At 72.0% G+C, this 25,851-nt stretch carries 22 protein-coding genes; 11 read left to right on the top strand and 11 right to left on the bottom strand.

What is annotated here, in order from left to right:
* The first annotated feature begins 61 nt into the window (after positions 1 to 61).
* Positions 62 to 3,343, top strand: a complete 3,282-nt coding sequence (locus RS82_RS10815; RefSeq protein ID WP_045299287.1) for a DUF5107 domain-containing protein — start codon at positions 62 to 64, stop codon at positions 3,341 to 3,343.
* 18 nt (positions 3,344 to 3,361) lie between these two features.
* On the opposite strand, the gene RS82_RS10820 is transcribed toward RS82_RS10815, so the two are convergent.
* The 5 genes from RS82_RS10820 to RS82_RS10840 form a co-directional block, all read right to left on the bottom strand.
* A complete protein-coding gene (locus tag RS82_RS10820) occupies positions 3,362 to 4,249 on the bottom strand; it encodes an RNA polymerase sigma-70 factor (RefSeq protein ID WP_045299289.1) in 888 nt (295 codons plus the stop codon).
* Positions 4,250 to 4,259: 10 nt separating this feature from the next.
* Positions 4,260 to 4,850 (bottom strand): carboxymuconolactone decarboxylase family protein, encoded by a 591-nt coding sequence (locus RS82_RS10825; RefSeq protein WP_045299291.1) that lies wholly within the window; start codon positions 4,848 to 4,850, stop codon positions 4,260 to 4,262.
* Between the two features lie 78 nt (positions 4,851 to 4,928).
* Positions 4,929 to 5,507: an orotate phosphoribosyltransferase gene (gene pyrE, locus RS82_RS10830; RefSeq protein ID WP_045299293.1), complete on the bottom strand. Its 579-nt coding sequence runs from the start codon at positions 5,505 to 5,507 to the stop codon at positions 4,929 to 4,931.
* A gap of 53 nt (positions 5,508 to 5,560) precedes the next feature.
* Positions 5,561 to 6,310, bottom strand: a complete 750-nt coding sequence (locus RS82_RS10835) for a hypothetical protein (RefSeq protein ID WP_045299295.1) — start codon at positions 6,308 to 6,310, stop codon at positions 5,561 to 5,563.
* Positions 6,311 to 6,349: 39 nt separating this feature from the next.
* On the bottom strand, positions 6,350 to 8,602 hold the full coding sequence (locus RS82_RS10840) for a hypothetical protein (RefSeq protein WP_045299296.1): 2,253 nt from the start codon (positions 8,600 to 8,602) through the stop codon (positions 6,350 to 6,352).
* Between the two features lie 136 nt (positions 8,603 to 8,738).
* Here RS82_RS10840 and RS82_RS10845 point away from each other — a divergent pair, with 136 nt between their 5' ends.
* Both RS82_RS10845 and RS82_RS10850 read left to right on the top strand, forming a co-directional pair.
* Positions 8,739 to 9,578, top strand: a complete 840-nt coding sequence (locus RS82_RS10845; protein WP_045299298.1) for an exodeoxyribonuclease III — start codon at positions 8,739 to 8,741, stop codon at positions 9,576 to 9,578.
* Between the two features lie 280 nt (positions 9,579 to 9,858).
* A complete protein-coding gene (locus RS82_RS10850) occupies positions 9,859 to 11,724 on the top strand; it encodes a sigma-70 family RNA polymerase sigma factor (RefSeq protein WP_052676782.1) in 1,866 nt (621 codons plus the stop codon).
* 112 nt (positions 11,725 to 11,836) lie between these two features.
* Here RS82_RS10850 and RS82_RS10855 read toward each other — a convergent pair whose 3' ends face one another.
* From RS82_RS10855 to RS82_RS10870, 4 genes are all read right to left on the bottom strand, one after another.
* The gene (locus RS82_RS10855; protein WP_045299299.1) at positions 11,837 to 12,454 is read right to left on the bottom strand and encodes a dihydrofolate reductase family protein; all 618 of its coding nucleotides are present in this window, start codon (positions 12,452 to 12,454) and stop codon (positions 11,837 to 11,839) included.
* A gap of 29 nt (positions 12,455 to 12,483) precedes the next feature.
* Positions 12,484 to 13,203 (bottom strand): winged helix-turn-helix transcriptional regulator, encoded by a 720-nt coding sequence (locus RS82_RS10860; protein ID WP_045299300.1) that lies wholly within the window; start codon positions 13,201 to 13,203, stop codon positions 12,484 to 12,486.
* The gene (locus RS82_RS10865) at positions 13,204 to 13,641 is read right to left on the bottom strand and encodes a VOC family protein (protein ID WP_045299301.1); all 438 of its coding nucleotides are present in this window, start codon (positions 13,639 to 13,641) and stop codon (positions 13,204 to 13,206) included. It abuts the gene before it with no gap.
* A gap of 105 nt (positions 13,642 to 13,746) precedes the next feature.
* Positions 13,747 to 14,604, bottom strand: a complete 858-nt coding sequence (locus tag RS82_RS10870) for an oxygenase MpaB family protein (protein ID WP_084695577.1) — start codon at positions 14,602 to 14,604, stop codon at positions 13,747 to 13,749.
* Between the two features lie 184 nt (positions 14,605 to 14,788).
* Here RS82_RS10870 and RS82_RS10875 point away from each other — a divergent pair, with 184 nt between their 5' ends.
* The 3 genes from RS82_RS10875 (at position 14,789) to RS82_RS21355 (ending at position 17,031) form a co-directional block, all read left to right on the top strand.
* A complete protein-coding gene (locus RS82_RS10875) occupies positions 14,789 to 16,069 on the top strand; it encodes a sensor histidine kinase (protein WP_052676783.1) in 1,281 nt (426 codons plus the stop codon).
* The gene (locus RS82_RS10880; RefSeq protein ID WP_045299303.1) at positions 16,066 to 16,794 is read left to right on the top strand and encodes a response regulator; all 729 of its coding nucleotides are present in this window, start codon (positions 16,066 to 16,068) and stop codon (positions 16,792 to 16,794) included. Before RS82_RS10875 ends, RS82_RS10880 begins: the two co-directional genes overlap by 4 nt.
* A 63-nt stretch (positions 16,795 to 16,857) precedes the next feature.
* Complete coding sequence (locus tag RS82_RS21355; protein WP_157005519.1) at positions 16,858 to 17,031, top strand: hypothetical protein; 174 nt, start codon at positions 16,858 to 16,860, stop codon at positions 17,029 to 17,031.
* 15 nt (positions 17,032 to 17,046) lie between these two features.
* Here the strand turns inward: RS82_RS21355 and RS82_RS10885 are convergent, their stop codons facing one another.
* Positions 17,047 to 17,616 (bottom strand): NADPH-dependent FMN reductase, encoded by a 570-nt coding sequence (locus tag RS82_RS10885; RefSeq protein ID WP_045299305.1) that lies wholly within the window; start codon positions 17,614 to 17,616, stop codon positions 17,047 to 17,049.
* 222 nt (positions 17,617 to 17,838) lie between these two features.
* Between RS82_RS10885 and RS82_RS10890 the strand changes: the two genes are divergently transcribed.
* From RS82_RS10890 to RS82_RS10900, 3 genes are all read left to right on the top strand, one after another.
* Entirely contained in the window at positions 17,839 to 18,723 is an 885-nt protein-coding gene (locus RS82_RS10890; RefSeq protein ID WP_045299307.1) for an ABC transporter ATP-binding protein, read from the top strand.
* The gene (locus RS82_RS10895) at positions 18,720 to 19,829 is read left to right on the top strand and encodes an ABC transporter permease (protein WP_045299309.1); all 1,110 of its coding nucleotides are present in this window, start codon (positions 18,720 to 18,722) and stop codon (positions 19,827 to 19,829) included. Before RS82_RS10890 ends, RS82_RS10895 begins: the two co-directional genes overlap by 4 nt.
* Positions 19,830 to 20,049: 220 nt before the next feature.
* Entirely contained in the window at positions 20,050 to 21,417 is a 1,368-nt protein-coding gene (locus tag RS82_RS10900; protein WP_045299319.1) for a glucose-6-phosphate dehydrogenase, read from the top strand.
* A 10-nt stretch (positions 21,418 to 21,427) separates the two neighbouring features.
* Here RS82_RS10900 and RS82_RS10905 read toward each other — a convergent pair whose 3' ends face one another.
* On the bottom strand, positions 21,428 to 21,841 hold the full coding sequence (locus tag RS82_RS10905; RefSeq protein WP_045299321.1) for a VOC family protein: 414 nt from the start codon (positions 21,839 to 21,841) through the stop codon (positions 21,428 to 21,430).
* Between the two features lie 136 nt (positions 21,842 to 21,977).
* On the opposite strand from RS82_RS10905, the gene RS82_RS10910 reads away from it, so the two are divergent.
* Positions 21,978 to 23,399: a xanthine dehydrogenase small subunit gene (locus tag RS82_RS10910; protein WP_084695578.1), complete on the top strand. Its 1,422-nt coding sequence runs from the start codon at positions 21,978 to 21,980 to the stop codon at positions 23,397 to 23,399.
* Entirely contained in the window at positions 23,396 to 25,846 is a 2,451-nt protein-coding gene (xdhB, locus tag RS82_RS10915; RefSeq protein WP_084695579.1) for a xanthine dehydrogenase molybdopterin binding subunit, read from the top strand. The genes RS82_RS10910 and xdhB overlap by 4 nt, the downstream gene beginning before the upstream one ends.
* Positions 25,847 to 25,851 lie beyond the last annotated feature (5 nt).

Consider the following 25,851-nt stretch of genomic DNA (forward strand, 5'->3'; position numbering starts at 1 on the left):
GTCCAGGTCGATTCCACGATCCGCCATGGTCGGCGGACGCGCGCCGACGTAGCTTTGCCCGGTGACCGACGACACCGAGGCTCCGAGCCGCATCGAGCTCCCCGCCGCTCCCGCCGATCAGGCCGCGATCCTCGCGGCGGGCGGAGTCGCATGCTGGAGTGAGCCCCTCTGGATCGACACGTACGAGCCGGGCGAGCCGGATCCGTACCCGCTGTTCCTCGATCGCCGCGTGTACCAGGGATCCAGCGGCAAGGTGTACCCGCTCCCGATGATCGACAGCGTCGCGCACGAGAAGGCGCCGCGGCAGTGGCAGGCCATCCATCTCGAGAACGCCTACGTGCGCCTCGCGCTGCTGCCCGAGATCGGCGGTCGCATCCACATCGGCTACGACAAGGTCGCGGGCTACGACTTCTTCTACCGCAACAACGTCATCAAGCCCGCGCTCGTGGGACTCGCCGGTCCATGGATCTCGGGCGGCGTCGAGTTCAACTGGCCGCAGCACCACCGGCCCGCGACCTTCCTTCCGGTGGACGCCCGCATCGAGCGGGAGGCCGACGGCGCCGTCGTGGTGTGGCACAGCGACCTCGACCCGTTGCAGCGCATGCGCGGAGTGCACGGGGTGCGGCTGCGGCCGGGATCGTCGCTGATCGAGCTGGAGGCGGCGCTGCACAACCGCACCGACGTCCCGCAGACGTTCCTGTGGTGGGCCAACGTGGCGGCGCGTGCGCACGAGGGATACCAGTCGTTCTTCCCCGACGACGTCGCGTTCGTCGCCGACCACGCGCGCCGGGCGATCACCGCGTTCCCGCGCGCCGACCGTCCGTACTACGGCGTCGACTACCCGGCGCTCGCAGCGGAGCGGCCGGACGCCGACCGGATCGACGTGTACAGCAACATCCCGGTGCCGACGTCGTACATGATCACAGACACCGACGACTCGTTCTTCGGCGGCTACGACCACACGGCCGATGCCGGGTTCGTCCACTGGGCAGACCGCGCGATCTCCCCCGGCAAGAAGCAGTGGACGTGGGGCGACGGAGCGATCGGGCGCGCATGGGACGACCAGCTGACCGACGACGACGGCCCGTACGTCGAGCTCATGGCCGGCGTCTACACCGACAATCAGCCCGACTTCAGCTGGATGCTCCCCGGCGAGACCAAACGGTTCCGCCAGTACTGGTATCCGGTCCATGGCACGGGAGCCGTGCGGCAGGCGACGACGGATGCTGCCATAGGCGTGCGCGCCGAAGGCGACGGCACCCGCATCACGACGATCGCCACGCGTGCGTTGCCGGCGGCCGTGATCGAGGTCCGTCGCGACGGCGGCCTGCTCGCCCGCTGGGACGCCGACCTCGGGCCCGACGCTCCGTTCGCCGCGATCGCGGGGGTCACGGCCGGTTCCGCGGGTCTCGAGGTCCGCGTACTCCACGCGGGCGAGACCCTCGTCGTCTGGCGGGCGCGAGCCGCGAACGCGGGCGAGCCATGGGTCGCAACCGCGCCGCCACTTCCCGAAGACATCGCGTCCAACGACGATCTGTTCGCGACAGCCGTGCACCTGCTGCAGTACCGCCACCCCACCCGCTCGGCGGTGCCGTACCTCCACGAGGCGCTGCGACGTGATCCGGCCGATTCCCGCGCGGCGACCGCGCTCGGCTCTTGGCACCTCGCGCGCGGCGAGTATGACGCGGCGCGCGATCTGCTCGGGGCGGCGACCGCGCGGCTCACCCGACACAATCTCAACCCGCGTGACGGTGAAGCCGCGTACCTGCTCGGCCTCGTTCACGAACGGCTCGGCGACGACCACGCGGCTGACCGCTGCCTGGCGAAGGCGGCATGGAGCGCGGCGTTCGCGCCGGCAGCGATGCTCGCTCGGGCACGAATCGCCCTGCGCGCGGGGTCGGCGGTGGTCGCGCTCGACCTCGCCCGCTCGGCTGCGCCGATCCCCGAGGCGGGGCGGATCGAAGCCCTGGCTCTCGTCCGCCGCGGTGAGGTCGCAGCATCCGTCGCCCGCGTCGCCGAACTTCTCGCGGCCGACCCGCTCGACCCGGCGACCGGTGCGCTGGCGGGCGAATCGATCGACCGCGACGCCCGCACGGCGCTCGACGTCGGTGCCGAGTTCGCGCGAGCAGGCGCGGTCGACGAGGCGCTCGCGGTCACCGCGGCCGCCGTCGAGCGCACGCCTTCTGCGGGTCTCGCAGGTCCGCTCCGCCACTACCTGCGCGCGCACTGGCTCGAACGATCGGGACGCGCCGGTGATGCGGCCGGCGAGCGCGCCCTGGCGCGCGGCGCCTCGGCGGCGCTCTCCTTCCCGGCCGGCCTCGACCACTTCGACGCGCTCGTCGCCGCGGTCGCCGCCGACCCGGACGACGTCGTCGCCGCGGGGCTCCTCGGCATGTGGCTGCTCGACGCCGGCCGTCACGCCGACGCGCTCGCCCACCTGCGATCCGCGACCGAGGGCGGCTCGACAGACCCGGTGGGGTGGCGCAATCTTGCGATCGCCCTCGTGGCGGTCGAGGGCGACGACGCCGCGGCCGACGCGGCACTCACCCACGCCCTGTCACTGCGCCCGGACGCGCGGCTGCTTCTCGAGCGCGATGTGCTCGCGGTGCGGAGGGGGACGGATGCGGCAACCCGGCTCTCTCTGCTCGAGACCCACGCCGTCCTGCTCGACGCCCGCGACGACCTGGCGGTGCGCCACGCGAACCTGCTCCTCGACGTCGGGCGCACCGACGAGGCGTGGATCCTGCTCACGACCCGCCGCTTCCGTCCGTTCGAGGGCGGCGAGGGTCTCGTGATCGCGGCGTTCGACCGGGCGTCGTGCGCACTGGCCGAACGGCTGCTGCGCGAGTCGGCGCCGGCGGAGGCCGCGGCGCTCCTCGAGGCCGGCTTCGTCCCGCCGAGCAGCCTCGGCGAGGGACGCCACCCGGCCGAGCGCCCCGTGCAGCGGTGGGTGCTGCTCGGCGCCGCGCGCGCGGCCACCGGAAACGCGACAGGTGCGGCCGAGGCCTGGCGCGCGGCCGTCGCACCGTCGCCGCTGGCGGTGGCGCCTCGCGCGGCGGACGAGTCGACGTACTGGACCGGGATGGCGCACCTCCACCTCGCCGACGGGACGAGCGCGGCGGCCGCGTGGGATGCGTTGGACGCCCGCGCGACGGCGCTGCGGACCGCGACGGATGAGGTCGGCTACTTCGCCACCTCGGTGCCCGAGCTGACCTCGTTCGATGCCGCCACCGCGACGGCACGTGCTGCCATGGCGGACAGGCTCGGACGGCTGGCGGCGCGCGGACGCACACAGCAGCTCTCAGCGGGGACCGCCGAGGTTCCGGAGAGGACCGACGCATGACGCAGCGGTACCGGCGGCTCAGCGGGCGACCACGGCCTCGGCATCGACATGTCCGAGCTTCTCGGGGTTGGCGATCGAGTACACCTGCGTGATGCGCCCCTGCACGACGGTCAGGCTGACGACGCCGACGAGCACGCCGTCGAGCTCCATGCGCACCCCGGGCTGCCCGTTGACCCAGGTCGACGACGCCACCAGAATGCCCTCGACCTTCGCCATCCCGCCGACGAGGTAGCGCGCGAGCCGATCCGCGCCGACGATCGGCCGGCGGGCCGCACCGCGGACCTTGCCGCCGCCGTCGGCGACCGACACGACGTCGGGGGCCAGCACGTCCATGAGTCCCTGCAGGTCGCCGCTGTTGAGCGCGACGACGAGGCGTTCCACGACCTCCTCGTGCTCGGCGGGGCCGACCGTCACGCGAGGGCGGCGCGCGGCGACGTGGTCCTTCGCGCGGTGCGCGATCTGCCGCACGGCCGCAGGAGTCTTGCCGACGGCATCCGCGATCTCGTCGTACGGCACGTCGAACACCTCGCGCAGCACGAACACCGCCCGCTCGGCCGGACCGAGCGTCTCGAGGACCGTGAGCATCGCGATCGAGAGGTTCTCGGCGAGCTCGACGTCGTCGGCCACGTCGGGGCTCGTGAGCAGCGGCTCGGGGAGCCACTCGCCGACGTAGTCCTCGCGGCGCCGCGACACCGTGCGCAGGTGGTTCAGCGCCTGCCGCGTCACGATGCGCACGAGGTAGGCGCGCGGTTCCTGAACGGTTCGGTGGTCGACGGCCGCCCACCGCAGCCACGACTCCTGCAGCACGTCCTCGGCGTCGGCGGCCGAGCCGAGCATCTCGTACGCGACGGTGAACAGCAGGCTCCGGTGCGTGACGAACGGGTCGTCGACGACGGCGGTGCTCATGGCCGGGAGCCTACGCGGTAGCGCCGACGGCGGGCCGTGCGGCGAGCGGAGGGAGACCGCAGGCATCCGCGAAGTGCTCGGAACGGATGCCGAGCGCGATGTTCATCCGCGCCGACATGTTCATGAACGCCACCCGTGCGGCCAACTCGACGAGCCCGGCGGGGCCGAGATCCTCGAGCAGCGCATCCGACAGCTCGTCGGTCACCGCGGGCGGCGTCTGGCTCGCCGCCTCGGCGTACTCCATCACCCGGCGTTCGAGCGGCGTGAACAGGGTGGACTCCCGCCACCGCGGCACATCGCGCACCTTCGCCGCGTCCACGTCGCGGTCACGCGACATGAAGTAGTTGAAGTCGAGGCAGAAGCTGCAGCCGATGGTCGCGGCCGACGCCATCGCGGCAAAGGTCGCGAGACTCGGGTCGAGCTCGTGCCAGCCGTCGACCTTCTGGCCGATGCCCATCGAGTCCTTCATCACGCCGCGGTGGTGCCAGAGCACGCCGAGCGAGTCGGGCACGCGTCCGACCATCTTCTTCGCGACCGCTTTGATCAGCGCGCCGGAGACGCCGGTGACCTCTGCGGTGGGGATGCGGGTGTCGCTGCTCATGTCTACCTCCGTGTCGATTCGGTCCTTCGACATGGAGACACCGGCCGTCGCCGGCGTGTGACACGCCACCCCTGGAGATTACTGCGGGTCGAGACCCAGGTCGTCGAGGTCGATGGCAGCGAGCCACTGCAGGCCCTCGGCCTCGACGGCCGCCTGCGCCCCGGTCTTGCGGTCGACGATGACGGCCACGGCGACGGGCTCGGCGCCCTCGCGGCGGAGCGCCTCGACCGCCTTCAGCGCCGACTGCCCAGTGGTCGAGGTGTCTTCGAGCACGACGACGCGCTTGCCCGCGACATCCGCCCCCTCCACCTGGCGTCCGCGGCCATGGTCCTTCGGCTCCTTGCGCACGACGAACGCGTCGAGCGGCTTGTGGGTGCGCGCGGACTCGTGCATCACCGCGTTCGCGATCGGGTCGGCGCCCAGGGTCAGGCCGCCGACGGCGACGATGCCGTCCACGTCGCGGATGAGATCGAGCATGATGCGGCCGATCGACGGGGCAGCGCGGTGGTCGAGCGTCAGCTTGCGCATGTCGACGTAGTACGTGGCCTTCTTGCCGCTCGAGAGGGTGAAGTCCCCGTGGAACACCGCCTCGTCCTGGATCAGCGCGATCAGATACTGGCGGTCGGCTTCGAGCTGCGGCGTGGAGGCGGCGGTCATGCCCTCGATTTTACGGATGCTCCGCCCCGGCGCCGCTCATGGCTGATGGCGCCTCAGTCTTCCACAGCCGGGTCGGTTCCGTCCTTGACCGGTCGCCCGCTGAGCATCGCGGCGTCGCGCGGGGCCGCGCGGGACGCGACAGCCTCGCGTCGTTCGTCTTGCCCGGTGGCGCCCGGGGGCAGCAGCGCCGCCACGGCTCGCGATACCGCGGGGTCGGCGTCGGGTCCCTCCCAGGCGTCCGTGCGCGAGAGCGCCAGACGAGCGGCAGCGGCGGTGCCGGGGTCCTGCGACTCGGCGAGTCGCTCCAGCGCCGGCTCGGCGGCGCCGATGACGCCCGCGCCCAGGAGGCTCTGCACCACATCGCGATCCCGGAGGTCCGCGGCGAGCGCGGCGTCCTCTCCCGCGGTGCGCACGAGCACCCCCGTGTTCGAGGTGATCGTCTCGCCCGGTCGTACGGCGAAGCGCGCCACCACCTCGTAGCGACCGGCAACGGGGAAGAGCGGCTCGCTGCCCTGCGACACCAGCGGCACCGCCGCGACGAGGCGCTCCCCCGCGGCGAGCTCGATCGAGCGCGGCGCCGAGTCGGCAGGCCACGGCCAGGTGGCACGGGCGACGCGACTGTCGGGCCCCGTCACCTCCACCTCGAGGTCGCCCTCGATGAGGTTGAGCCGGGCGCTCACGGTCGCCGCACCGCCGACCGCCGCGACCTCCACCTCGGCGAAGGCGACGCGATCGAGGGGAACGGACGCGGCGGGGAGCCGGAGCCGAAGCTCCAGCCCGCCGCCATGCGCATCGGACCTCACACGTCGATCCTTCCTCCGCGCAGCGCCGTTGTCACCGGGTCAGCGCCCCTGCGGCGAGACGAAGTCCTCGGCGATCTGCTCCGCCGCTGCGACATCCTTCCCGGCGGCCGAACGGGCACCGCCCTTCGTGCGCGCCTTGAGCGCCGCCACCGTGTCGGCGACGACCGGCGCGTTCTTCTCTGTCGGGCTCGCAACCGTCACAGCGAGAGCGGCGACGCGTTCGGCCGACCGGCCGGCCAATGCCAGCTCGAGGAAGTGCGCCGCTTCATCCGGTGCCGCGTCCCGCACGCCGCGGGCGCGGACGTCGGTGAACGAACGCGCCAGCGAGTTCGCGAGCACCAGCGCCCCGGCGGCGCCCGTGTCGGTGTCGCTGTGCTGCTCGGCCAAGTCCGTCAGCACACTTCGGGCCGCGGCATCCGTCGCGAAGTCGCCCAGGGCGATCGCGCGCCCGACACCCGGCGTGAGCGTCTTCGCGCTGATGTCGACCTCTGCTTCCGAGCCGGGTCCTCGCACGTCGATCGTCACCGGCGCCGACCGCACGGTCGTGACCGGATCCACCTCGAGCTGCGCGGCCACCGTGTGGCGTCCCGGCTCGGTGAAGGTCACGCCCTGGTTCGTGAAGAACACCTGGACGTGGCCTCGGATCGACTCCCCCGGCTGCAGCACCGTCGTGGGCCGCGGACCGCACCCGATCGCGACGTCGACGAGGTGCTCGAGCGAGTGGTCGGGCGACGTGTGGAGGAACACGAGGTCGCCCTCCGACAGGTTGATCAGCGTCGTGACCGTGCGCGGCTGGTCCGACACGTTCGTCAGTGCGACCTCGGCGGTGACGTATTCGCCGACGAACGCCTGCGCGGGCATCGTGACCGTCAGCTCCAGCGCCTCGTCGCCCGTGTCTCCTGCGAGACCTGCGACGTCGACGGGTGCCGGCAGCCCCGCCGAGAGATTGCCGTGCCCCCAGCCGAAGTTCTTCCACCCTGGCCGCACCTGCGGGTCGGGCGAGTGGATGAGCGACGTGCGGTCGTGTTCCGAGAACACGAACGCCGCGTTGCCCGGGTAAGGGTTCGCGACCGTGGCGAAGCCCATGACGTCGCCCGTCTGGTTCATGATCTCGATGCCGATGCCCGGGTTGTGCACGTCGTGCTTGGGGTGCCACAGGTTGAACGCGTGCCCCGCCTCGTGCACCAGCGTGCGCAGGAACGCCGCCGGCACCTCGTCGAGCGGGCGGTTGCGCGCCGCCGCGGCGATGAACGAGTCGTTGCCGAGCACCACGTCGGCGAACCCCCCGGCGCCCTCGCGTGGCACGGTGTCGTCGTCGAACATGATCCCGAACAGGCCGCCCTGCGATGAGCCCACGAACAGCCACAGCCGCCACTGCTCACCGGCCACCGTCTGGCGGTGCCCCGACATGAGGGTCGCGAGCTCGGCGTTCGTGAGATCGGCGTCGTCCGGCACGTCGATCTCGTCGGTGACGACGGTGACGTCCCAGCCGGCCGACGCATAGACCGAGCGCACGTTGGCCGCGGCCCCCGAACCGATGGTGGCGGAAGCCGGGAACACGCGGTTGACCATGGCATCCACCTCGATGCGGCACCCGCGGTACATCGGCGACGTCTTGCTCGCCGTGACGTCGCTGACGGTGCCGCCGATCGAGAGCGTCCCCGTCATGCGCTGCGAGGGCACCACCAGCGCGGACGCCGGCGCCAGCACGAGCGGGCGCCGGCAGCGGAGGGTGAGCGTGCCGGTGTCGGTGGAGACGAACTCCTGCGTCGTGCGGTTCCAGAGGTGGCGCACGATCTGCACGGTGAGGGTGCCGTCGACGTAGGTGGCGCCGTTGGAGCGGAAGTACCAGGAGTACTCCGCCTTGGGGAACGCCGGGTACGAGCGCCGAGTCACGGGCAGCACGTCCGAGACCGCCATCTCGTCCGCGGAGCCGACATCGCGCGCGGCATCGGCGCCCGCGGCCGGCCCGGGATCCGGGATGGGGACGGGGCGCTGCACCTCGCCGAGCACGGGCGGGAAGACTCGCCGCGAGTACATGTCGCCCGAGATGCGCAGCGAGGACGCGCCGACCTCGATGCGCAGCGCTCCGCGCACCTCGGGGGCGAAAACGGTGCGCCGCTGGAGCTCGAGCAGCCACGAGCCGTCGAGCGTGCCGAGGGGGCACGGCCGGGTCGGCAGCTCCGGCCGGATGATCGGCCCGGTGACGAGCTCGCCGTCGGCGTCGAACTCGAGTGGGATGTCGTCGTGCGCCGCGGAGGCCGCGTGGCCGCAGCCGCAGTCGTGGTCCATGGTGGGGTCTCACTTTCCCGACCGCGGACGCGGCCGCTGACAGAAAGGAGAATCCTCCTCGGAGCGCTGATACGCCAGGGGTGGCGCGATCCCGCCGCGCCGTTCGACGTCCGCCGCCCCGCCTAGGCTTGATCCCATGCGCCTGGCCACCTGGAACGTCAACTCGATCCGCGCGCGGGTCGACCGCATCGTCGACTTCGCGGTGCGCGAGCACATCGACGTGCTCGCCATGCAGGAGATCAAGTGCAAGACCGAGCAGTTCCCGTTCGACCGCTTCGAAGAGGCCGGCTACCACGTCGAGGCGTACGGGTTCTCGCAGTGGAACGGTGTCGCCATCGCCAGCCGTGAGCCGCTCACGAACGTGCGCACCGCCTTCCCCGGCATGCCCGGCTTCGAGAAGGGGCACAACGGCCCCGACGCCCCGCAGGAGGCGCGGGCGATGGGCGCGACCATCGGCGGCGTCGAGGTGTGGAGCCTGTACGTGCCCAACGGGCGGTCGCTGGGCGACCCGCACTACTACTACAAGCTCGACTGGCTGTCGGCGCTCGAGCAGTACGCGGCGGAGTCGCTGACCGTGAACCCCGACCTCGCCCTCGCACTGGTCGGCGACTTCAACATCGCCCCTACCGATGCCGACAACGGCGACCCCTCAGTGGTGCAGGGCTTCGCGACCCACGTGTCGCCGCCCGAGCGCGAGGCGTTCGCCGCCCTCGAGGCGGCGGGCCTTCAGGACGTCGTGCGCCCGCTCGTGGCGACCGGGTACACCTACTGGGACTACAAGCAGCTGCGCTTCCCTCGCAACGAGGGCATGCGCATCGACTTCATCCTCGGCTCGCACGCGATCGCCGACGCGGTCACGGGTGCGACGATCCACCGCAACGAGCGCAAGGGCGAGGCGCCGAGCGACCACGTGCCGGTCGTCGTCGACCTCGACCTCGAAGGCCCCGACGACGACGATCGCCCGATGATCTTCTGAGAACCGTTCCCCACGCCCTCTGCCCGCACCGCCGGCGCGTCGCGCGGAGCCTCTGGGCGCGTGGGCCGGCCGCCACCCGTTGCATCCGTGATCTCCAGAGGATCTCCGCGAGAAATCTTCGCGCCGCGCGTCATGATCTCGCATCGGCGTCGTCTTGCCTGTTGTTCCCCCGTTCCGCGCGATGCCGGACGCCCCTCTCGAGGAGCTGACCGGAGCGCGTCATCACGCCGTCACCGCTCCGCGGCCGGCTGATATCCGAAGCCCCCCGGCGAGGAGACAAGTGTCCACCCACCCGAGCGCCGTCATCGACGGCCCGCTTGCCGAGCGCTCCGACGAGGACCTCGTCGCGGCGGCGCGCGCCGGCGACGACGCGGCCTACGCCGCGCTCTGGGAGCGTCACGTCGCGAGCGCGCGCAGCGCGGCGCGGGCGGTGAGCCCGAACGTCGACGCCGACGATCTGGTGTCGGAAGCGTTCACCTCGATCCTCTCCACGATCCGCAGAGGCGGAGGCCCCCAGGACGGCTTCCGGCCATACCTGTTCGCCACCATCCGCAACGTCGCCGCGTCATGGGGGCGCCGCACCGCCGAGACGCCCTTGGACGATCTCGACGAGCGGTCCGCGGACTCGGCCGCGGAGTTCGCCGAGCTCGTGGCCGACCGCTCCGTGCTCGCGCAGGCGTTCCGGGAGCTTCCTGCCCGGTGGCGGACGCTTCTCTGGTACCTCGAGGTCGAGGGCATGAAGCCGCGCGAGGTCGCGCCGCTGCTCGGCTTGAGCGCCAACGCGGTGTCGGCCCTCGCGTATCGTGCGCGGGAAGGCTTCAAGCAGGCCTGGCTGCAGGCCCACATCAGCGACCCCGCACGGCCCGCGGAGTGCCGCTGGGTGTGCGAGCTGCTGGTCGCGAGCGAGCGCAAGGCAGTCACGCGCACGGATCGCCGGCGCCTCGACGCCCACCTGCGCACCTGCCGGGCCTGCCGCATCGTCGCGGCCGACATCGAGCATGTCTCGCAGAAGCTCCGCATGGTGCTGCTGCCTCTCGTCCTCGGCGGGGCTGGTGCCCTCGCCTATACCGCCGATGCCACTCCGGCCGTGGCAGCGGTGATCGCCGGAACGCCCACCGGGGGTGGCGGGGCGTCCGGCTCTGGGGAAACAGGCGTCTGGGGCGCCTCTGGCGGGAGTGCCGGCGCGGGGGGCGCCGGCACTGCCGCCCTTCCCCTCACGGGGATCGCGATCGGCGTGGGCGTGGTGGCCGTGGCCGCCGCCGCGGCGGTCGCGATCGCACTCGCGCCGTCGTGGAGCGCGCCAGGGAACGAACCCGCGTCTGCCGTCGAGACGGACGGGAGGACGGATGCTGCCGCCGACCCGGTGACCGCGCCGGAGGATGTCGTGGCCGAACCGGCCGAACCCGCTGTCGTGCCGGAGGACGGGGCATTCGAGACGGTTCCGGAGCCCGCACCGGGGCCGCGAGCGCAGCCCGCACCGGCGCCGCAGCCGACCGCGCCCGTGGCCACGAGCCCGTCGCCTGCACCGCAGCCGGCGCCGGCTCCCGCTCCGACCCCGATCCCCGACCCGGATCCCGTCGTCAGCGCTTCCCCGGCGCTCGACGCGGCCCGCGACCTCGATGCGCCGGTTCCGACGGCGATCGCCGGCTCAGGCACACCGGGTTCCTCCGTCGCGCTGATCGACGAGACGGGCGCGACCCTCGCGACGACCACCGTCGGCACCGACGGGCGGTTCTCGGCGGTGGTCCCCGGCGACCTGCTGCACGTCGGCCTGACGGTGCGCGCGGTCCAGACGGCGCCGGGCGCTGAGCCTTCGGCCCCGAGCCCCGCGATCGGCCCGTTCACGCTCCCGGTGCCCACGGTGACCGCCTCGAACGGATCCCTCGACGCGCCGCTGCAGGACGCGGATTTCGACGGCCGCGCCGACGACCTCTACCTGCTGCTCGACGGCCGGCGCGCCCAGACCGTCGAGGTCTCGGTCGACGGCGCCTGGACGGGCAACCTCCACGTCCTCACGGGCACACCGCTCCTCCGTGTGGTGCACGACCTGGCGCCTGGCGAGCACGTGATCGGCCTCCGCTACGTGGATCCGGCCTCCGGCCGCGAGGGCCGCCTCGCGACGGTCACGATCCGCGCGACGCGCTGACCCGGGGTTCGCGACCGCGTCCTGGGCGTCTCGTCCCGCTCGCTCGACAGGGATTCCCGCTCGTTGAGCGGAGGGCGCTCCGGCACCTGCGCCTGGAGCACTCGACGCGCTCTCAGTCCTCGGGGCCCATCTCGCCGGTCTGCGGCTCGCCCGGCGCCGGCCCGTACCGCAGCTGCAGCACGCCCAGAGGGCCCGTCACCGCCGGCTCGAGCAGCCGGACGTTGGCGGGATGCGCGCCTTCGGGGAACACCTTCTTGCCCTGCCCGAGCACGACCGGGTACACCCACAGCGTCAGCACGTCGAACAGCTGCTCCTTCAGGAGGGTCTGCACGAAGTCGACGCTGCCGATGACGTGGATGCTCTCGTGCTTCTCGCGCAGCGCCTCGACCTCTCTCTTGAGATCCATGCCGAGCTGCGACGACCCCTCCCACTCGAGGGTGGGCAGACCCCGCGAGGCGACGTACTTCGGTGCGCTGTTCAGGGCGTCGGCGATCTTGCCGGACTGGTGCGGCCAGTAGCCGGCGAAGATGTCGTAGGTCCGCCGCCCGAGCAGCAGCGCGTCGAGCTCGGCGATCCCCTTCCCGATCGAGGCGCCGATGGTCTCGTCGGGGAACGGGGCCTGCCAGCCGCCGTAGGGGAAGCCGTTCGAGGGGTCCTCCTCCGGCCCGCCCGGCGCCTGCGCGACGCCGTCGAGGGTGGTGAACAGGTCGATGTAGATGCGACCGGTCATGGCCGCCTCCTTCCATTGGCGGAGCAGGCTCAGGCGACGAGCACGACCCCGGGGTCGATGGGGATGTGGAATGTCCGGGCGAAGCGTTCGAGCAGGGTTCCGTCGCCGGAGACGATCGCCAGCACCTCCTGGTCGATCGCAGCGGCCGGCGTCAGTTCGCCCGAGATGAGGCGACGGATGCCGGGGCCCGCCGCGAACACGAGATCGGGCTCACCCGAGGTCGAAGCCTGCGTGCCGAGCCGCGGGTCGATCGGCCGGCCGGCCGGCTGGAGCTGCGCGATGCGGAGGCCGGACGCGTCGACCTGCACGCGCAGCGCGACGTCGGCCACGTGCAGCTCGTAGTCGGCGGGCGGCAGGGTGGCCGCAGCATCCGTCTGGAATGCCGTTCGCAGCGCCATCGTGAGCGAGTCCGCCGTCACGACGTCCTCGGGCTGCGGGTCGCCCATCTCCTGGAAACCCCACCGGCCGAGGGCGAGCACGATCGGCTCGAGCTCGCGCCCGTACGGTGTCAGCTCGTACACGAGCCCGCAGTGCAGCAGCGGGACGCGGCGCACGACACCGCCCTCCTGCAGCTCCTTGAGCCGCGTGGAAAGGATGTTGGTCGGGATCTTGGGCAGCCCCTGCTTGAGGTCGGTGTAGCGGCGGGGGCCGACGAGCAGATCGCGGATGATGAGCAGCGCCCACCGCTCGCCGATCAGCTCGACGGCCGTCGTGACCCCGCAGTACTGCCCGTAGCTGCGGGACGCCATCTACGCCTGCGCCTGCTCCGCCATATAGGCCTCGGGGCCCTTGGCGGCCGCCTCGGGGTCCATCCACATGAACTGGACGCCGTTGCCGTCCGGGTCGATGAGGTCGCGCGCGTACATGAAGCCGAAGTCCTGCGGCTCGCCGGGTGCGGTGCCGCCGGCGGCGACGCCCGCCTCGACGATCCGGTCGACGTCCTCGCGGGTCTCGCGGCTGATCGACAGCAGCACCTGGGCGTGCGTCTTCGGGTCGGCGAACTCCTTGTCGGTGAACGTCGCGAAGTACTCCTTCGTGAGGACCATGAAGAAGATCTGGTCGCTCCACACGATGCACGCGGCGTTCTCGTCGGTGAAGAGCGGGTTCAGTGCGCAGCCGAGGGCTGTGTAGTACGCCTTCGAGCGCTCGAGGTCGTTCGTCGGGATGTTGACGAAGATGTGCGTCATTGCCTTGCTCCTTGTGACCGTGGGCGTCGACCGGACCGCCGACACGAGAATAGTTGCAAAAAGCAAGCGCGCTTGTCAATAGCAAGTAAACCCGGATGCTGCGCCTCACGGCTTCCCGTGCGGCACGGGACAGCCGGGCGCGAACGTCCCCATCTGCTCGATGTCGAAGCCGTTCAGATAGCTGCGGATGCGGGGCAGATCGATCACGTGGAGCGGGGTGCGGCGCTTCGGCAGCACCGCGACCGCCCGGGCTCGCAGGCGGAGCGCGCCCGCGGCGAGGCGACGCGCGATCCGCCCCGGCTCGCGGTAGCCGAAGGCCCGCAGCAAGGGCGGATCCATGAGCGCCCGGCTGAAGACCTCCACGACAGGGGCGAAGAGCCGCGGGTAGAACGAGACCAGCAGCGCCAGGGTGCGATCTGCGACACGCGCCGACGCCGCGTCGTACGCGAAGTGCGCGCGCTCGTACTCGTCCATCACCGTGGCGAACTCCGAGTAGGTCCTGGGGATGTCCGTGATGCCCATGTGGCGGCCGAGGCTCTGGTAGTACCGCACCGACGCGAGCCGCTCGTCGGGGGTGAGTGGGCGCCACCCGAATGCGTGCAGCCAGCGCACCGGCACGACGACGAACGTCGACAGCACGTACCGCATGTCGTCGTTCGAGATGTCGTACATGCGGTGCATCTGGTTGATGCGCCGGATCGCCGCGCGACCGCGAGGAGTGTCGAATCCCTCGAGAAGCGGCACCTCGAGCAGCAGCGAGGTGTCGTCGTACCGCTTCTGCGTCGCGCGCTCGAACTCGCCCGTCTCGTCGAGCAGGCGCCCGATCGTCGGCACCGCGTAGGTGCGGAACAGCGCGAAGCTCAGCGACTGGTTCAGGTCCCACGCGAAGTCGTAGGTGCCGAGGTTGCGATAGATCTCGACGAACTGGGTCTCGGGGTCGAGCCCCGCGTTGCGGTCGTGCACGAGGTCCCCTGTCGACGCGAGGTGAACGCTCGCTAACTTACTCGGCACGGGCCCCGGGACACAGCGGGCTTGCGCGCCCCGAAGCTCCGGGCGACGCGCCGACGGCGTCTGGAGGGTGCGCGGGGGCCCGGTTCTCCGTCTCGCGGGGGATGCCGCGGGACCGGCGCCCCCGTAGCGTGGAGGGATGTCCGACCTGCCTTCCGCACACCCGGTGCGGCGCCCGGCGCCGACCGCGGGCGAGCTGCGCAACGACGTCTGGCTCGCGGGTGCCCTCTTCGTCGCCGCCGTGATCAGCACTGCGCTCGGCTCGGTCGCCGGGATCTACGGCGCCGACGCCACCGCCGGCATGCAGTGGGCACTGCTGTACAGCCTCGGGCTCACCGCCCCGCTGGCGGTGCGGCGGCGCTTCCCCGAGCTGGTCGTCGTCGCGATCGCCGTGGTGTTCTTCGTGGGCGTGACCTTCCGCATCCCCGACCTCTATGTCTCGAACATCGCCATGTTCATCGCGATGTACACCGTCGGCGCCTGGGTCGACGACCGCCGCCGCGCGATGTGGGTGCGCGTCGGCGTGATCGTGGCGATGTTCGTGTGGCTGCTCATCACGATGTTCCAGGCGGCGATCGATCCGTCCGACGAGAGCCTGTCGAGGGCGGGGCTGTTCTCGCCGTTCGCGGCGATGATGCTCATCCAGCTGCTCATCAACGCCGGATTCTTCGGCGGCGCGTACTACATGGGCGATCGCGCCTACGCCGCGGCGATGGCGCGCGCGGTGCTCGAGGAGCGCACGCGGGAGCTCGAGCGCGAGCGCGAGGTCACCGCCGCCCAGGCCGTGGCGCTCGACCGTGTGCGCATCGCCCGGGAGCTGCACGACGTCGTGGCGCACCACGTCTCGGCGATGGGCGTCCAGGCTGGTGCCGCGCGCGCCGTGCTGGACCAGGATCCGGATGCTGCGCGCACCGCGCTGCTCGGAGTCGAGGCGTCCGCCCGCTCCGCGCTCGTCGAGCTGCGCCAGCTGCTCGAGACCCTCCGCACTTCGGGCGGCGACGCCGATGGCGCATCCACGGTGCACCTCTCGGCTCTCAGCGAACTCGTCGCCCACGCCAACGACAACGGCCTGCCCACGACGCTCACGATCGTCGGCGACCCGGTCGACCTGCCCGAGCTCGTGCAGGTGAACGTGTTCCGCGTCGCCCAGGAGGCGCTCACGAACGCACGACGCCACGGCGGACCGGATGCTGCCGCCGACGTCCGTCTGCGCTACGCCCTCGACGCCGTCGAGCTCGAGGTCGTGAACACCGGCCGCGCCGTCGCCGCATCGATGCGGCCGGGCCTCGGCCTCGTCGGCATGCGCGAGCGGGCGGCCTCCTCGGGCGGGGAGCTCGAGGCAGCGCCACGCGCCCGCGGCGGGTTCCTCGTGCGCCTGCGCGTGCCCCTGGCAGTGCCGGCCGGGGCGGTCGGCGCGTGATCCGCGTGCTGCTCGTGGACGACCACGCCGTGATGCGCGCCGGCTTCCGGATGATCCTCGAATCGGCGGGTGACATCACCGTGGTGGGTGAGGCGTCGACCGGCGTGGAGGCGGTGGCGGCAGCATCCGATCTGCGTCCCGACGTGATCTGCATGGACGTGCAGATGCCCGACATGGACGGCCTCGAGGCGACCCGGCGCATCGTCGGCGACTCGTCGCCGGAGGCGGCGGTGGTCGTGGTGACGACCTTCGACCGCGACGACTACCTGTTCGACGCGCTCGCCGCCGGCGCGAGCGGGTTCCTGCTGAAGAACGCCGGCCCCGAGGAGCTCATCTCGGCCGTGCGGGTGGCGGCCGCCGGCGACGCCCTGCTGGCCCCTGAGGTGACGCGCCGCGTGATCGCCCGCTTCACCCAGCGCGCGGGCGCGGAGCCGTTCGCCCTTCGACAGACCTACGAGGGGGCGGCAGCTCAGGAACCGGTCGTGCGGCGGGCGCCGGGCCGGGCGCTTGCGGAGCCTGTCGAGGCGCCCGCGGTCGAGCTCACCGACCGCGAGGCGGAGGTGCTGCAGCTCGTGGCGCAGGCGCTCAGCAACGCCGAGATCGCCCAGCGGCTCTACATCGGCGAGGCCACCGTGAAGACGCACGTCTCGAACGTGCTGCAGAAGCTCGGCGCCCGCGACCGCGTCGCCGCCGTCGTCTACGCCCACCGCCACGGCCTCGCCTGACCTGTGCCACCTCTGCTCCGCAGTCAGAATTGGTGGCCCCTTGGGGTCGGGATGTCGCCAAATGTGACTGCGGAACTGCGGGGCGCCCGGTCGACGAGCGCGGGGCGCCCGGTCGACGAGCACGGGGCGGCCGGCGACGGAGGGGCGGCGGGAATGACGGATGCCCCGGACCGGCGCCGCGAGGGGCGCCAGGCCGGGGCATCCGGGGTGCTGGAACGGGTCATCGGCCCGGGGTGAGGCCGACCGGGGGGATCAGGCGGCGACGGGGACCGCGGCGTAGCGGTCGACCAGGGCGCCGAAGGCCTGGAGGTAGCCGACGAGGAAGTCGGCGGTCTGCTCGTTGGTGACCTCGCCGGCCTCGGTGAAGAGCCCGGGCGTGGTCTGCACGTAGCCCTCGGGCTGGCCGAGCGTCGGAGCGTTGTAGTGGCTCAGGATCGCCTTGAGGTGCTGCTGCGCGGCCGCGGTGGCGATGCCGCCGCCCGAGGTGCCGATGACGGCGGTGGGCTTGCCGTCGAACGAGCCCTGGCCCCACGGGCGGGCCGACCAGTCGAGGGCGTTCTTCAGCACGCCGGGGATCGAGCGGCTGTACTCCGGCGTGATGATGATGACGCCGTCGACGTCGGCGATGGCCTGCTTGAAGTCGCGGGCGACCTGGGGGAAGTCGGCGTCGAAGTCGGGAGAGTAGAAGGGGAGGTCCTTGATCGGGATCTCGACGAGCGTGGTGCCCTCCGGGGCGAGACGCTCGAGCGCCTTCGCGAGACGACGGTTGATAGAGGTCGACGAGATGCTGCCGACGATGTAGCCGATGGTCCGCTCGGACATGTGGGTTCTCCTTGAAAAACAAAGGCGTCCCCGGTGGGGACCACCGTGGACGTTCCACATCCATGCAAGCACATGCACGCCCCTTCTATTCCGGTGCATGAAAGATCTCTCATCCACCCCCTCCCCCGCGCGGCGGAGGAAGCTCGAATCCGCCCCACGGGGGAGGACGCCCAGCCCTCCCGTCCGTAGCGTCTGTTGCAGGGGGATCGAGAGGAGACAGGGATGCTGCAGCTTCGCGGTATCGGCAAGAGCTACGGAGGGCGCCGCGTGCTCGACGACGTGTCGTTCGACGTGCGGCCCGGCCGGCTGACCGGCTTCGTCGGCGGGAACGGCGCGGGCAAGACCACCACCATGCGGATCGTGCTGGGGGTGCTCGCCGGGGATGCCGGCACCGTCACCCTCGACGGCGCCGAGGTGACGGCCACCGACCGCCGCCGCTTCGGCTACATGCCCGAGGAACGCGGGCTCTACCCGAAGATGAAGGTGCACGAGCACATCACGTACCTCGCGCGCCTGCACGGGTTCTCGAAGACGGATGCCTCGACCCGCGCTCGCGCGCTGCTCGAGCAGCTCGGGCTCGGCGAGCGCCTGAACGACAACGTCGAGACGCTCTCGCTCGGCAACCAGCAGCGCGCGCAGATCGCCGCCGCGCTCGTGCACGACCCGCAGGTGCTGATCCTCGACGAGCCGTTCTCCGGTCTCGACCCGCTCGCGGTCGACGTCGTGGCGGAGGTGCTGCAGGAGCGCGCCGCGGCCGGCGCCGCCGTGCTGTTCTCGTCGCACCAGCTGGACGTCGTCGAGCGCCTGTGCGACGACCTCGTGATCATCGCCGGCGGCACGATCCGCGCGGCCGGCGCCCGTGACGCCCTCCGCGCGCAGCACTCGACCCGCCGCTTCGAGCTCGTCTCGGCCGGCGACGCCGGGTGGCTGCGCAGCGAGCCCGGCGTCGAGGTGCTCGACTTCGACGGCGGCTACGCCGTGTTCGACGCCGACAGCGACGAGACCGCGCAGCGGGTGCTGCGCCGGGCCGTCGCGAACGGGGATGTCGCGAGCTTCGCGCCGCAGCATCCGTCCCTCGCCCAGATCTTCAAGGAGGTCATCCAGTGAGCACCACCGACACTCGCCGCGGCGGGAGCACGCTGGGCGCAGGCCAGGCGATCTGGCTCGTCGCCGAGCGTGAGATCGGCTCGAAGCTGCGCAGCAAGGCGTTCGTCATCTCGACGGCCATCCTGTTCATCGGCGCGCTGGCCATCGTCATCTGGGGCGGCTTCCAGGCGGCGAACAACAGCGGCACGCCCGTCGCGGTGACCGCCGACGCGCAGCAGTACGTCGCCCAGGCCGAGGGCCTCGACGTCACGGACGTCGCAGACCGTGCCGCCGCCGAAGCGCTCGTGAAGGACGGCGAGGTCGACGCCGCCGTCGTGGGCGACTCGTCGTCGCCGCTCGGGTTCGCGATCGTCGCGGAGTCGTCCGCTCCCACGTCGCTGATGCTGCAGCTCGCGCAGGTGCCGCCGGTCGAGCTGCTCGCTCCCGAGGAGGGGAACGCGGCACTCGGCTACATCGCCGCGATCGGCTTCGGCATCGTGTTCCTGCTCGCCGCGTCGCTGTTCGGCGGCACGATCGCGCAGAGCGTCGTCGAGGAGAAGCAGACCCGCGTGGTCGAGCTGCTCATCTCGGCGATCCCGGTGCGGTCGCTGCTGGCCGGCAAGGTCATCGGCAACACGGTGCTCGCGATGGGCCAGATCCTCATCCTCGCCGCGATCGCGATCATCGGCCTCACGGTGACCGACCAGACAGCGCTGCTGCAGGGCCTCGGCGCCCCGATCGCCTGGTTCGCGATCTTCTTCCTCTTCGGCTTCATCCTGCTGGCGTCGCTGTTCGCGGCGGCCGCCTCGATGGTGTCGCGCCAGGAGGACATCGGCTCGACCACGATGCCGCTGACGATGCTCGTGATGGCGCCGTACTTCCTCGTCATCTTCTTCAACGACAACCCGCTGGTGCTCGCGATCATGTCGTACGTGCCGTTCTCGGCGCCGGTCGGAATGCCGATGCGCATCTTCCTCGGGCAGGCGCAGTGGTGGGAGCCGCTGCTGTCGATCGTGATCCTCATGGCGACGTGCGTCGCGGCGATCCTCATCGCCGCCCGCATCTACGAGAACTCGCTGCTGCGCATGGGCGGCCGGGTGAAGCTCTCGGAGGCCCTCGCCGGCTGACCCGGGTCACATCGGATGAGGGATGCTGCGGCCCGGCGCACTGCGCCGGGCCGCAGCATCCCTCTGTCCTCTGCACTCTTCGTGTGCTCCGGCCGAGCGCATAGGGTCTGCGCGCGCACAACGCGTGTCCTGGGTGCGAGCACACGATGCGGGCGGTCGCGCAACGCGCACGGGCGCAAGCCCCTGCCCACAGCGAGGGTGCGTGGGTAGCGTGAGGCGCATGTCGGCGCAGACCACCTTGCTCATCCTGGGCGCCTCGGGCGACCTCACCTCGCGGCTGCTGCTGCCCGCGCTCGGCCAGCTGCTCGCTCGGGAGCCGCAGCGCTCGGTGCGCCTGCGCGGCGCCGGCATCGATGACTGGGACGACGAGCGCTGGCGGCAGACGGTGCGCGCGTCCTTCGAGTCGGCCGGGTTCGCCGACGCATTCGACGCTGTCGCCGACACGACGTACGCGCGTGCCGACATCACCGATGCGAAGGACCTCGAGCGGCTGCTCGCCGACCATGACGGACGGATCGCCCTGTACTTCGCCGTGCCGCCCGCGGTCGCGAAGGCCGCGTGCGAGGCGCTCGTCGGCGTCGACATCCCCGAGGGCACGGTGCTCGCGCTCGAGAAGCCGTTCGGCGTCGACCAGGCGAGCGCCCACGCGCTGAACTCGACGCTCGCCCGTCTCGTGCCCGAGGAGCAGGTGTTCCGCATCGACCACTTCCTGGGCCGGTCGACGACGCTGAACCTCCTGGGCGTGCGCTTCGCGAACCGCGTCTTCGCGCCGGTGTGGCGCGCGCAGGACGTCGCATCGGTGGTCATCCGCTACGACGAGACGCTCGGCCTCGAGGGCCGCGCCGGCTACTACGACCGGGCGGGCGCGCTCGTCGACATGATCCAGAGCCACCTGCTGCAGGTGATGGCGGTGCTCGCGATGGAGCCGCCGGCGACGCTGCACGAGCGGGACTTCCGCGATGCGACGGCCGCGGTGCTGCGCGCGACCCGCGTGTGGGGCGACGATCCGGCGAAGGCCTCGCGGCGGGCGCGGTACACGGCCGGACGGGCGGGGAACAGAGAGCTTCCGGCGTACACGGACGAGCCCGGCGTCGATCCGTCGCTCGGCACGGAGACGCTCGCCGAGGTCACGTGCGAGGTGCGCAACGAGCGGTGGAAAGGCGTGCCGTTCACCCTGCGGTCGGGCAAGGCGCTCGCCGGCAAGGACGGCGAGGTCGTGGTGACCTTCCGTCCCGTGAACCACGTCCCCGAGGGCCTCACCGGGGCGGCGCCCGGCTCCGTGCTGCGCTTCTCCCTCGGCCCCGACCGGATGGAGCTCGAACTCAACGTCAACGGCGGCGACGACCCGTTCGAACTCGAGCGGGCGCTGCTCGAAGCCGACCTCGGCGAGGGCGCGCTCAAGGCCTATGGCGAGGTGCTGTCGGGCATCCTCGACGCCGACGCGACCCTCGCGGTGCGCGGCGACGCGGCCGAGGAGTCGTGGCGCATCGTCGACCCCGTGCTGGCGGCCTGGCGCGCCGGCGACGTGCCGCTCGACGAGTATCCGGCGGGGTCGCCCGGCCCCGCCGGCTGGCCGGTGCTGCCCTGACCGGTGGCGCCTATTGCTTGCCCATCATCTGCGGCTCCATGCGGCCGACCGAGATGACGTTGCCCGCGGGGTCTTTGAACCATGCGATGTCGGGGCCGCCCTCGAAGCCCCGTGAGATGCCCTTCTCGTCGGTGCCGTAGTCGGGGTCGGTGTAGATCTTCGTGACGACGCCGCGCTTGTTCAGGTCGTCGACGGCGGCATCGACGTCGGCGACGCTGAAATTGAGGATCGTGAACACGGCCGGCTCGTGATCCTCCTTCGGGTAGACGAAGATGCTGCCCTCGCCGGGGAGTGCGATCGTGAAGCCTCCGCCCATCTCTTCGTAGACGGTGACGTCGAGCCCCAGGGTGTCGCGGTAGAAGGCCGCGGCTGCGCCGATGTCGGGTACGGCGAAGCTAGAGAACGGCCGATCGGGTGTGAACATGACAGCCTCCCAGTGGTTGTGCCGCCGCCAACGATCCTCTTGCCCGCAGGGCATGTCCAGAGGGGTCGCGGCGCACCTTCGCTGCGCCGCGGGCGCGGCGTAGACTCCCGGCATCCGCACGAACCGTGACAGCGCTGTGACCGTCAACGGGCGGGTCGTCCCGCTCGTGGGCGCGGTCGCGCACGCCACCGCGCTCGACTGGCTGCGCAGCCTCGGACTGACCGGCGCGAAGGAGGGCTGCGCCGAGGGCGAGTGCGGCGCCTGCGCCGTGCTGGTCGCCACGGCGGGGCCCGAGGGCACCGCCGTGTGGACCCCGGTCAATGCCTGCCTGGTGCCCGTCCATGCGCTCGACGGGCAGGAGGTGGTGACCTCCGAGGGCCTGGGTTCACCCGACCACCTGCATCCGGTGCAGCAGCGACTCGCTGCCGCGGGCGGCTCGCAATGCGGCTACTGCACGCCCGGGTTCGCGTGTGCGATGGCCGCCGAGTTCTACCGGTCCGACCGCGGGGCGGGCACGGCCGACGGCGAGCACGGGGCGAACGGATTCGACCTGCATGCGCTGAGCGGCAACCTGTGCCGCTGCACGGGCTACCGGCCCATCCGCGACGCGGCGTTCGGGCTCGGGATGCCTCGGCCCGACGATCCGCTCCGTGAGCGGCTGACCGAGCCGGCGCCGACGGCGGTCGCCACCGCGGTGCGAGCAGCCGACGGGCGCTTCGTGCGACCCGAGACGCTGGGCGAGGCCCTGCAGCTGCTGCGCGACGAACCGGAGGCGCTCGCCGTGGCCGGCAGCACGGACTGGGGGGTCGATGTGAACCTGCGCGGCGCGCGCGCCCCTCTGGTCGTCGCGATCGACCGCCTGCCCGAGCTTCGGGGTCTCGAGTTCACCGGCGACGCGGTCGGGATCGGCGCAGCGGTGCCGCTGTCGGAGATCGAGCAGAGCGTGGGCGAGCGGGTACCGCTGCTCGCGCAGCTGCTCCCCCAGTTCGCGTCGCGCCTGATCCGCAACCGCGCGACGCTCGGCGGCAACCTCGGCACCGCCTCGCCCATCGGCGACGCGGCTCCGGCGCTGCTCGCGCTCGGGGCGAGTGTCGTGCTCGTCTCGGCCGGCGGCGAGCGCGAGGTCGACCTCGCCGACTACTTCACGGGGTATCGCACCTCGGTCAGGCGCCGGGACGAGCTCATCCGGATGGTGCGGGTCCCGCTGCCGTCGGCGGGTCCGACCGCGTTCCACAAGGTCGCGAAGCGGCGGTTCGACGACATCTCGTCGGTGGCGGTCGCCTTCGCCCTCGAGCTCGACGGCGGCTCCGTCACAAGAGCGCGTATCGGCCTCGGCGGCGTCGCCGCGACGCCCCTCCGCGCGTACGCGACCGAGCAGGCCCTCGAGGGACGCCCGTGGAACGCCGCGACGGTGGCGGCGGCATCCGTCGTCCTGCAGCGTGAGGGGACGCCGCTCGACGACCACCGCGCGAGCGCCGCGTACCGCGCACGCATGCTCGGCACGGCGCTGCCGGCGCTCTTCGCGGCGTCGGCCGACGACGAGGAGGCGACGGCATGAGCTCGCTCGCCGATCGCCCCGAGAACCCGGTCGTCGGGCGCCCTGCGGTGCACGAGAGCGCGGCCCTGCACGTGACGGGCGCGGCCGTCTACACCGACGACGTCGCGGCCCGATCCCACGGCGTGCTGACCGCATGGCCGGTGCAGTCGACCGTCGCGCATGCCCGCGTCAGCGTCGACGTGGCACCCGCCTACGATGTGGCCGGGGTCGTCCGGGTGCTGACCGCCGACGATGTGCCGGGCATCAACGACGCGGGAGTCAAGCACGACGAGCCCCTCTTCCCGACCGAGGCGATGTTCTTCGGCCATGCGCTGGTGTGGGTGTTGGGAGAGACGACGGATGCTGCGCGCCAGGGCGCGGCCGCCGTCACGGTGTCGTACGAGCCGCTGCCGTCGCTGATCACGGTGCAGGAGGCGATCGACGCGGGGTCGTTCCAGGGCGTGCCACGCACGATCGCACGCGGGGACGCGGCATCCGCTCTCGCATCCTCGGCATTCGTCTTCGAAGGCGAGAGCGCGGTCGGCGGCCAGGAGCACTTCTCGCTCGAGACGCATGCCTCCTACGCGGTGCGCGATCCCGACGGACGCTACTTCGTGGAGTGCTCGACGCAGCATCCGTCCGAGACGCAGGAGATCGTGGCGCACGTGCTGGGTGTCCCGTCGAGCGAGGTCACCGTCGAGTGCCTGCGCATGGGGGGCGGGTTCGGCGGCAAGGAGATGCAGCCGCACGGGTTCGCGGCGATCGCGGCGCTCGGGGCGAAGCTCACCGGACGCCCCGTGCGCCTGCGGCTCACCCGCACCCAGGACATCACGATGTCGGGCAAGCGCCACCCGTTCCACCTCGCGTGGCGGGTGGGCTTCGATGCAGACGGGTTCCTGCAGGCGCTCGACGCGACCCTCACCGCCGACGGCGGCTGGAGCCTCGATCTCTCGGAGCCGGTGCTCGGCCGCGCGCTCTGCCATGTCGACAACGCCTACTGGATCCCCAACGTGCGCGTGCACGGCCGCGTCGCGCAGACGCACAAGCAGTCGAACACGGCGTTCCGCGGCTTCGGCGGGCCGCAGGGCGTGTTCCTCATCGAAGACATCCTGGGCCGCGCGGCGCCCGTGCTCGGGGTCGATCCCCTCGAGCTGCGGAAGAAGAACTTCTACCGACCGGGTCAGTCGACGCACTACGGGCAGCTGGTGAAGGACGCCGGGCGGCTCACGGCGATATGGGAGCGCCTCCGCAGCGAGGCCGACCTCGACGCCCGCCTCCACGAGATCTCGCGGTTCAACGAGGCGCACGCCGACCGCAAACGCGGGCTCGCGATGACTCCGGTGAAGTTCGGCATCTCGTTCACCTTCACGTCGTTCAACCAGGCCGGCGCGCTCGTGCTCGTCTACAAGGACGGCTCGGTGCTGATCAACCACGGCGGCACCGAGATGGGTCAGGGCCTGCACACGAAGATGCTGCAGGTGGCCGCAACGGCGCTCGGGGTGCCGCTCGAGGCTGTTCGGGTCGCTCCGACGCGTACCGACAAGGTGCCCAACACGTCGGCGACCGCCGCGTCGTCCAGCGCCGACCTCAATGGCGGCGCCGTCAAGCTCGCGTGCGAGGAGATCCGCGGCCGGCTGGCCGCCGTGGCAGGACGCCTCCTCGGCGTCGATGCGCGTGATGTGCGGTTCTCCGACGGCTGCGTCACCGCACTGGGCGGAGGGGAACGGATGCCGTTCGCCGACGTGGTCGCCGAGGCCTACCTGCAGCGCGTGCAGCTGTTCGCCGCGGGCTACTACCGCACCGAGGGGCTGCACTGGGACGCCGACCGCCAGCAGGGGTCGCCGTTCAAGTACTTCGCCTACGGCTGCGCCGCCGCGGAGGTCGAAGTGGACGGCTTAACCGGCGCGTACCGCCTCCGCCGCGTCGACATCGTGCACGACGCCGGCGACTCGCTCTCGCCGCTCCTCGACATCGGCCAGATCGAGGGCGGCTTCGTGCAGGGCACCGGATGGCTGACCCTCGAGGAGCTTCGCTGGGACACCGGCGACGGACCGACGCGCGGCCGCCTGCAGACCCCGTCGGCCAGCACGTACAAGCTGCCGAGCTTCTCCGAGATGCCCGAGGAGTTCCACGTCGCGCTCTTCGAGGACGCCCGCGAGGACGGCGCCGTATACGGCTCCAAGGCCGTGGGTGAACCTCCGCTGCTCCTCGCCTTCAGCGTGCGCGAGGCGCTGCGGCAGGCGGTCGGGGCGTTCGGCCCGGCCGGGCGCAGCGTCGAGCTCGGCTCGCCCGCCACCCCCGAGGCGGTGTTCTGGGCGATCGAGGCCGCGCGCGGCGCAGCAGGTGCGGAGGCGGCGTCCGTTTCCCGCGACGGCACGGTCCCCGCCGCCCCGCCACTCGCCGCCGGCGTCCGCCGGGCGGCGGACCCGGGGCCTGCGGAGCCCGACCTCCTCACGGCGGGCCGCTGAGGCCG

Source organism: Microbacterium trichothecenolyticum (genome assembly GCF_000956465.1).
GTDB lineage: Bacteria > Actinomycetota > Actinomycetes > Actinomycetales > Microbacteriaceae > Microbacterium > Microbacterium trichothecenolyticum.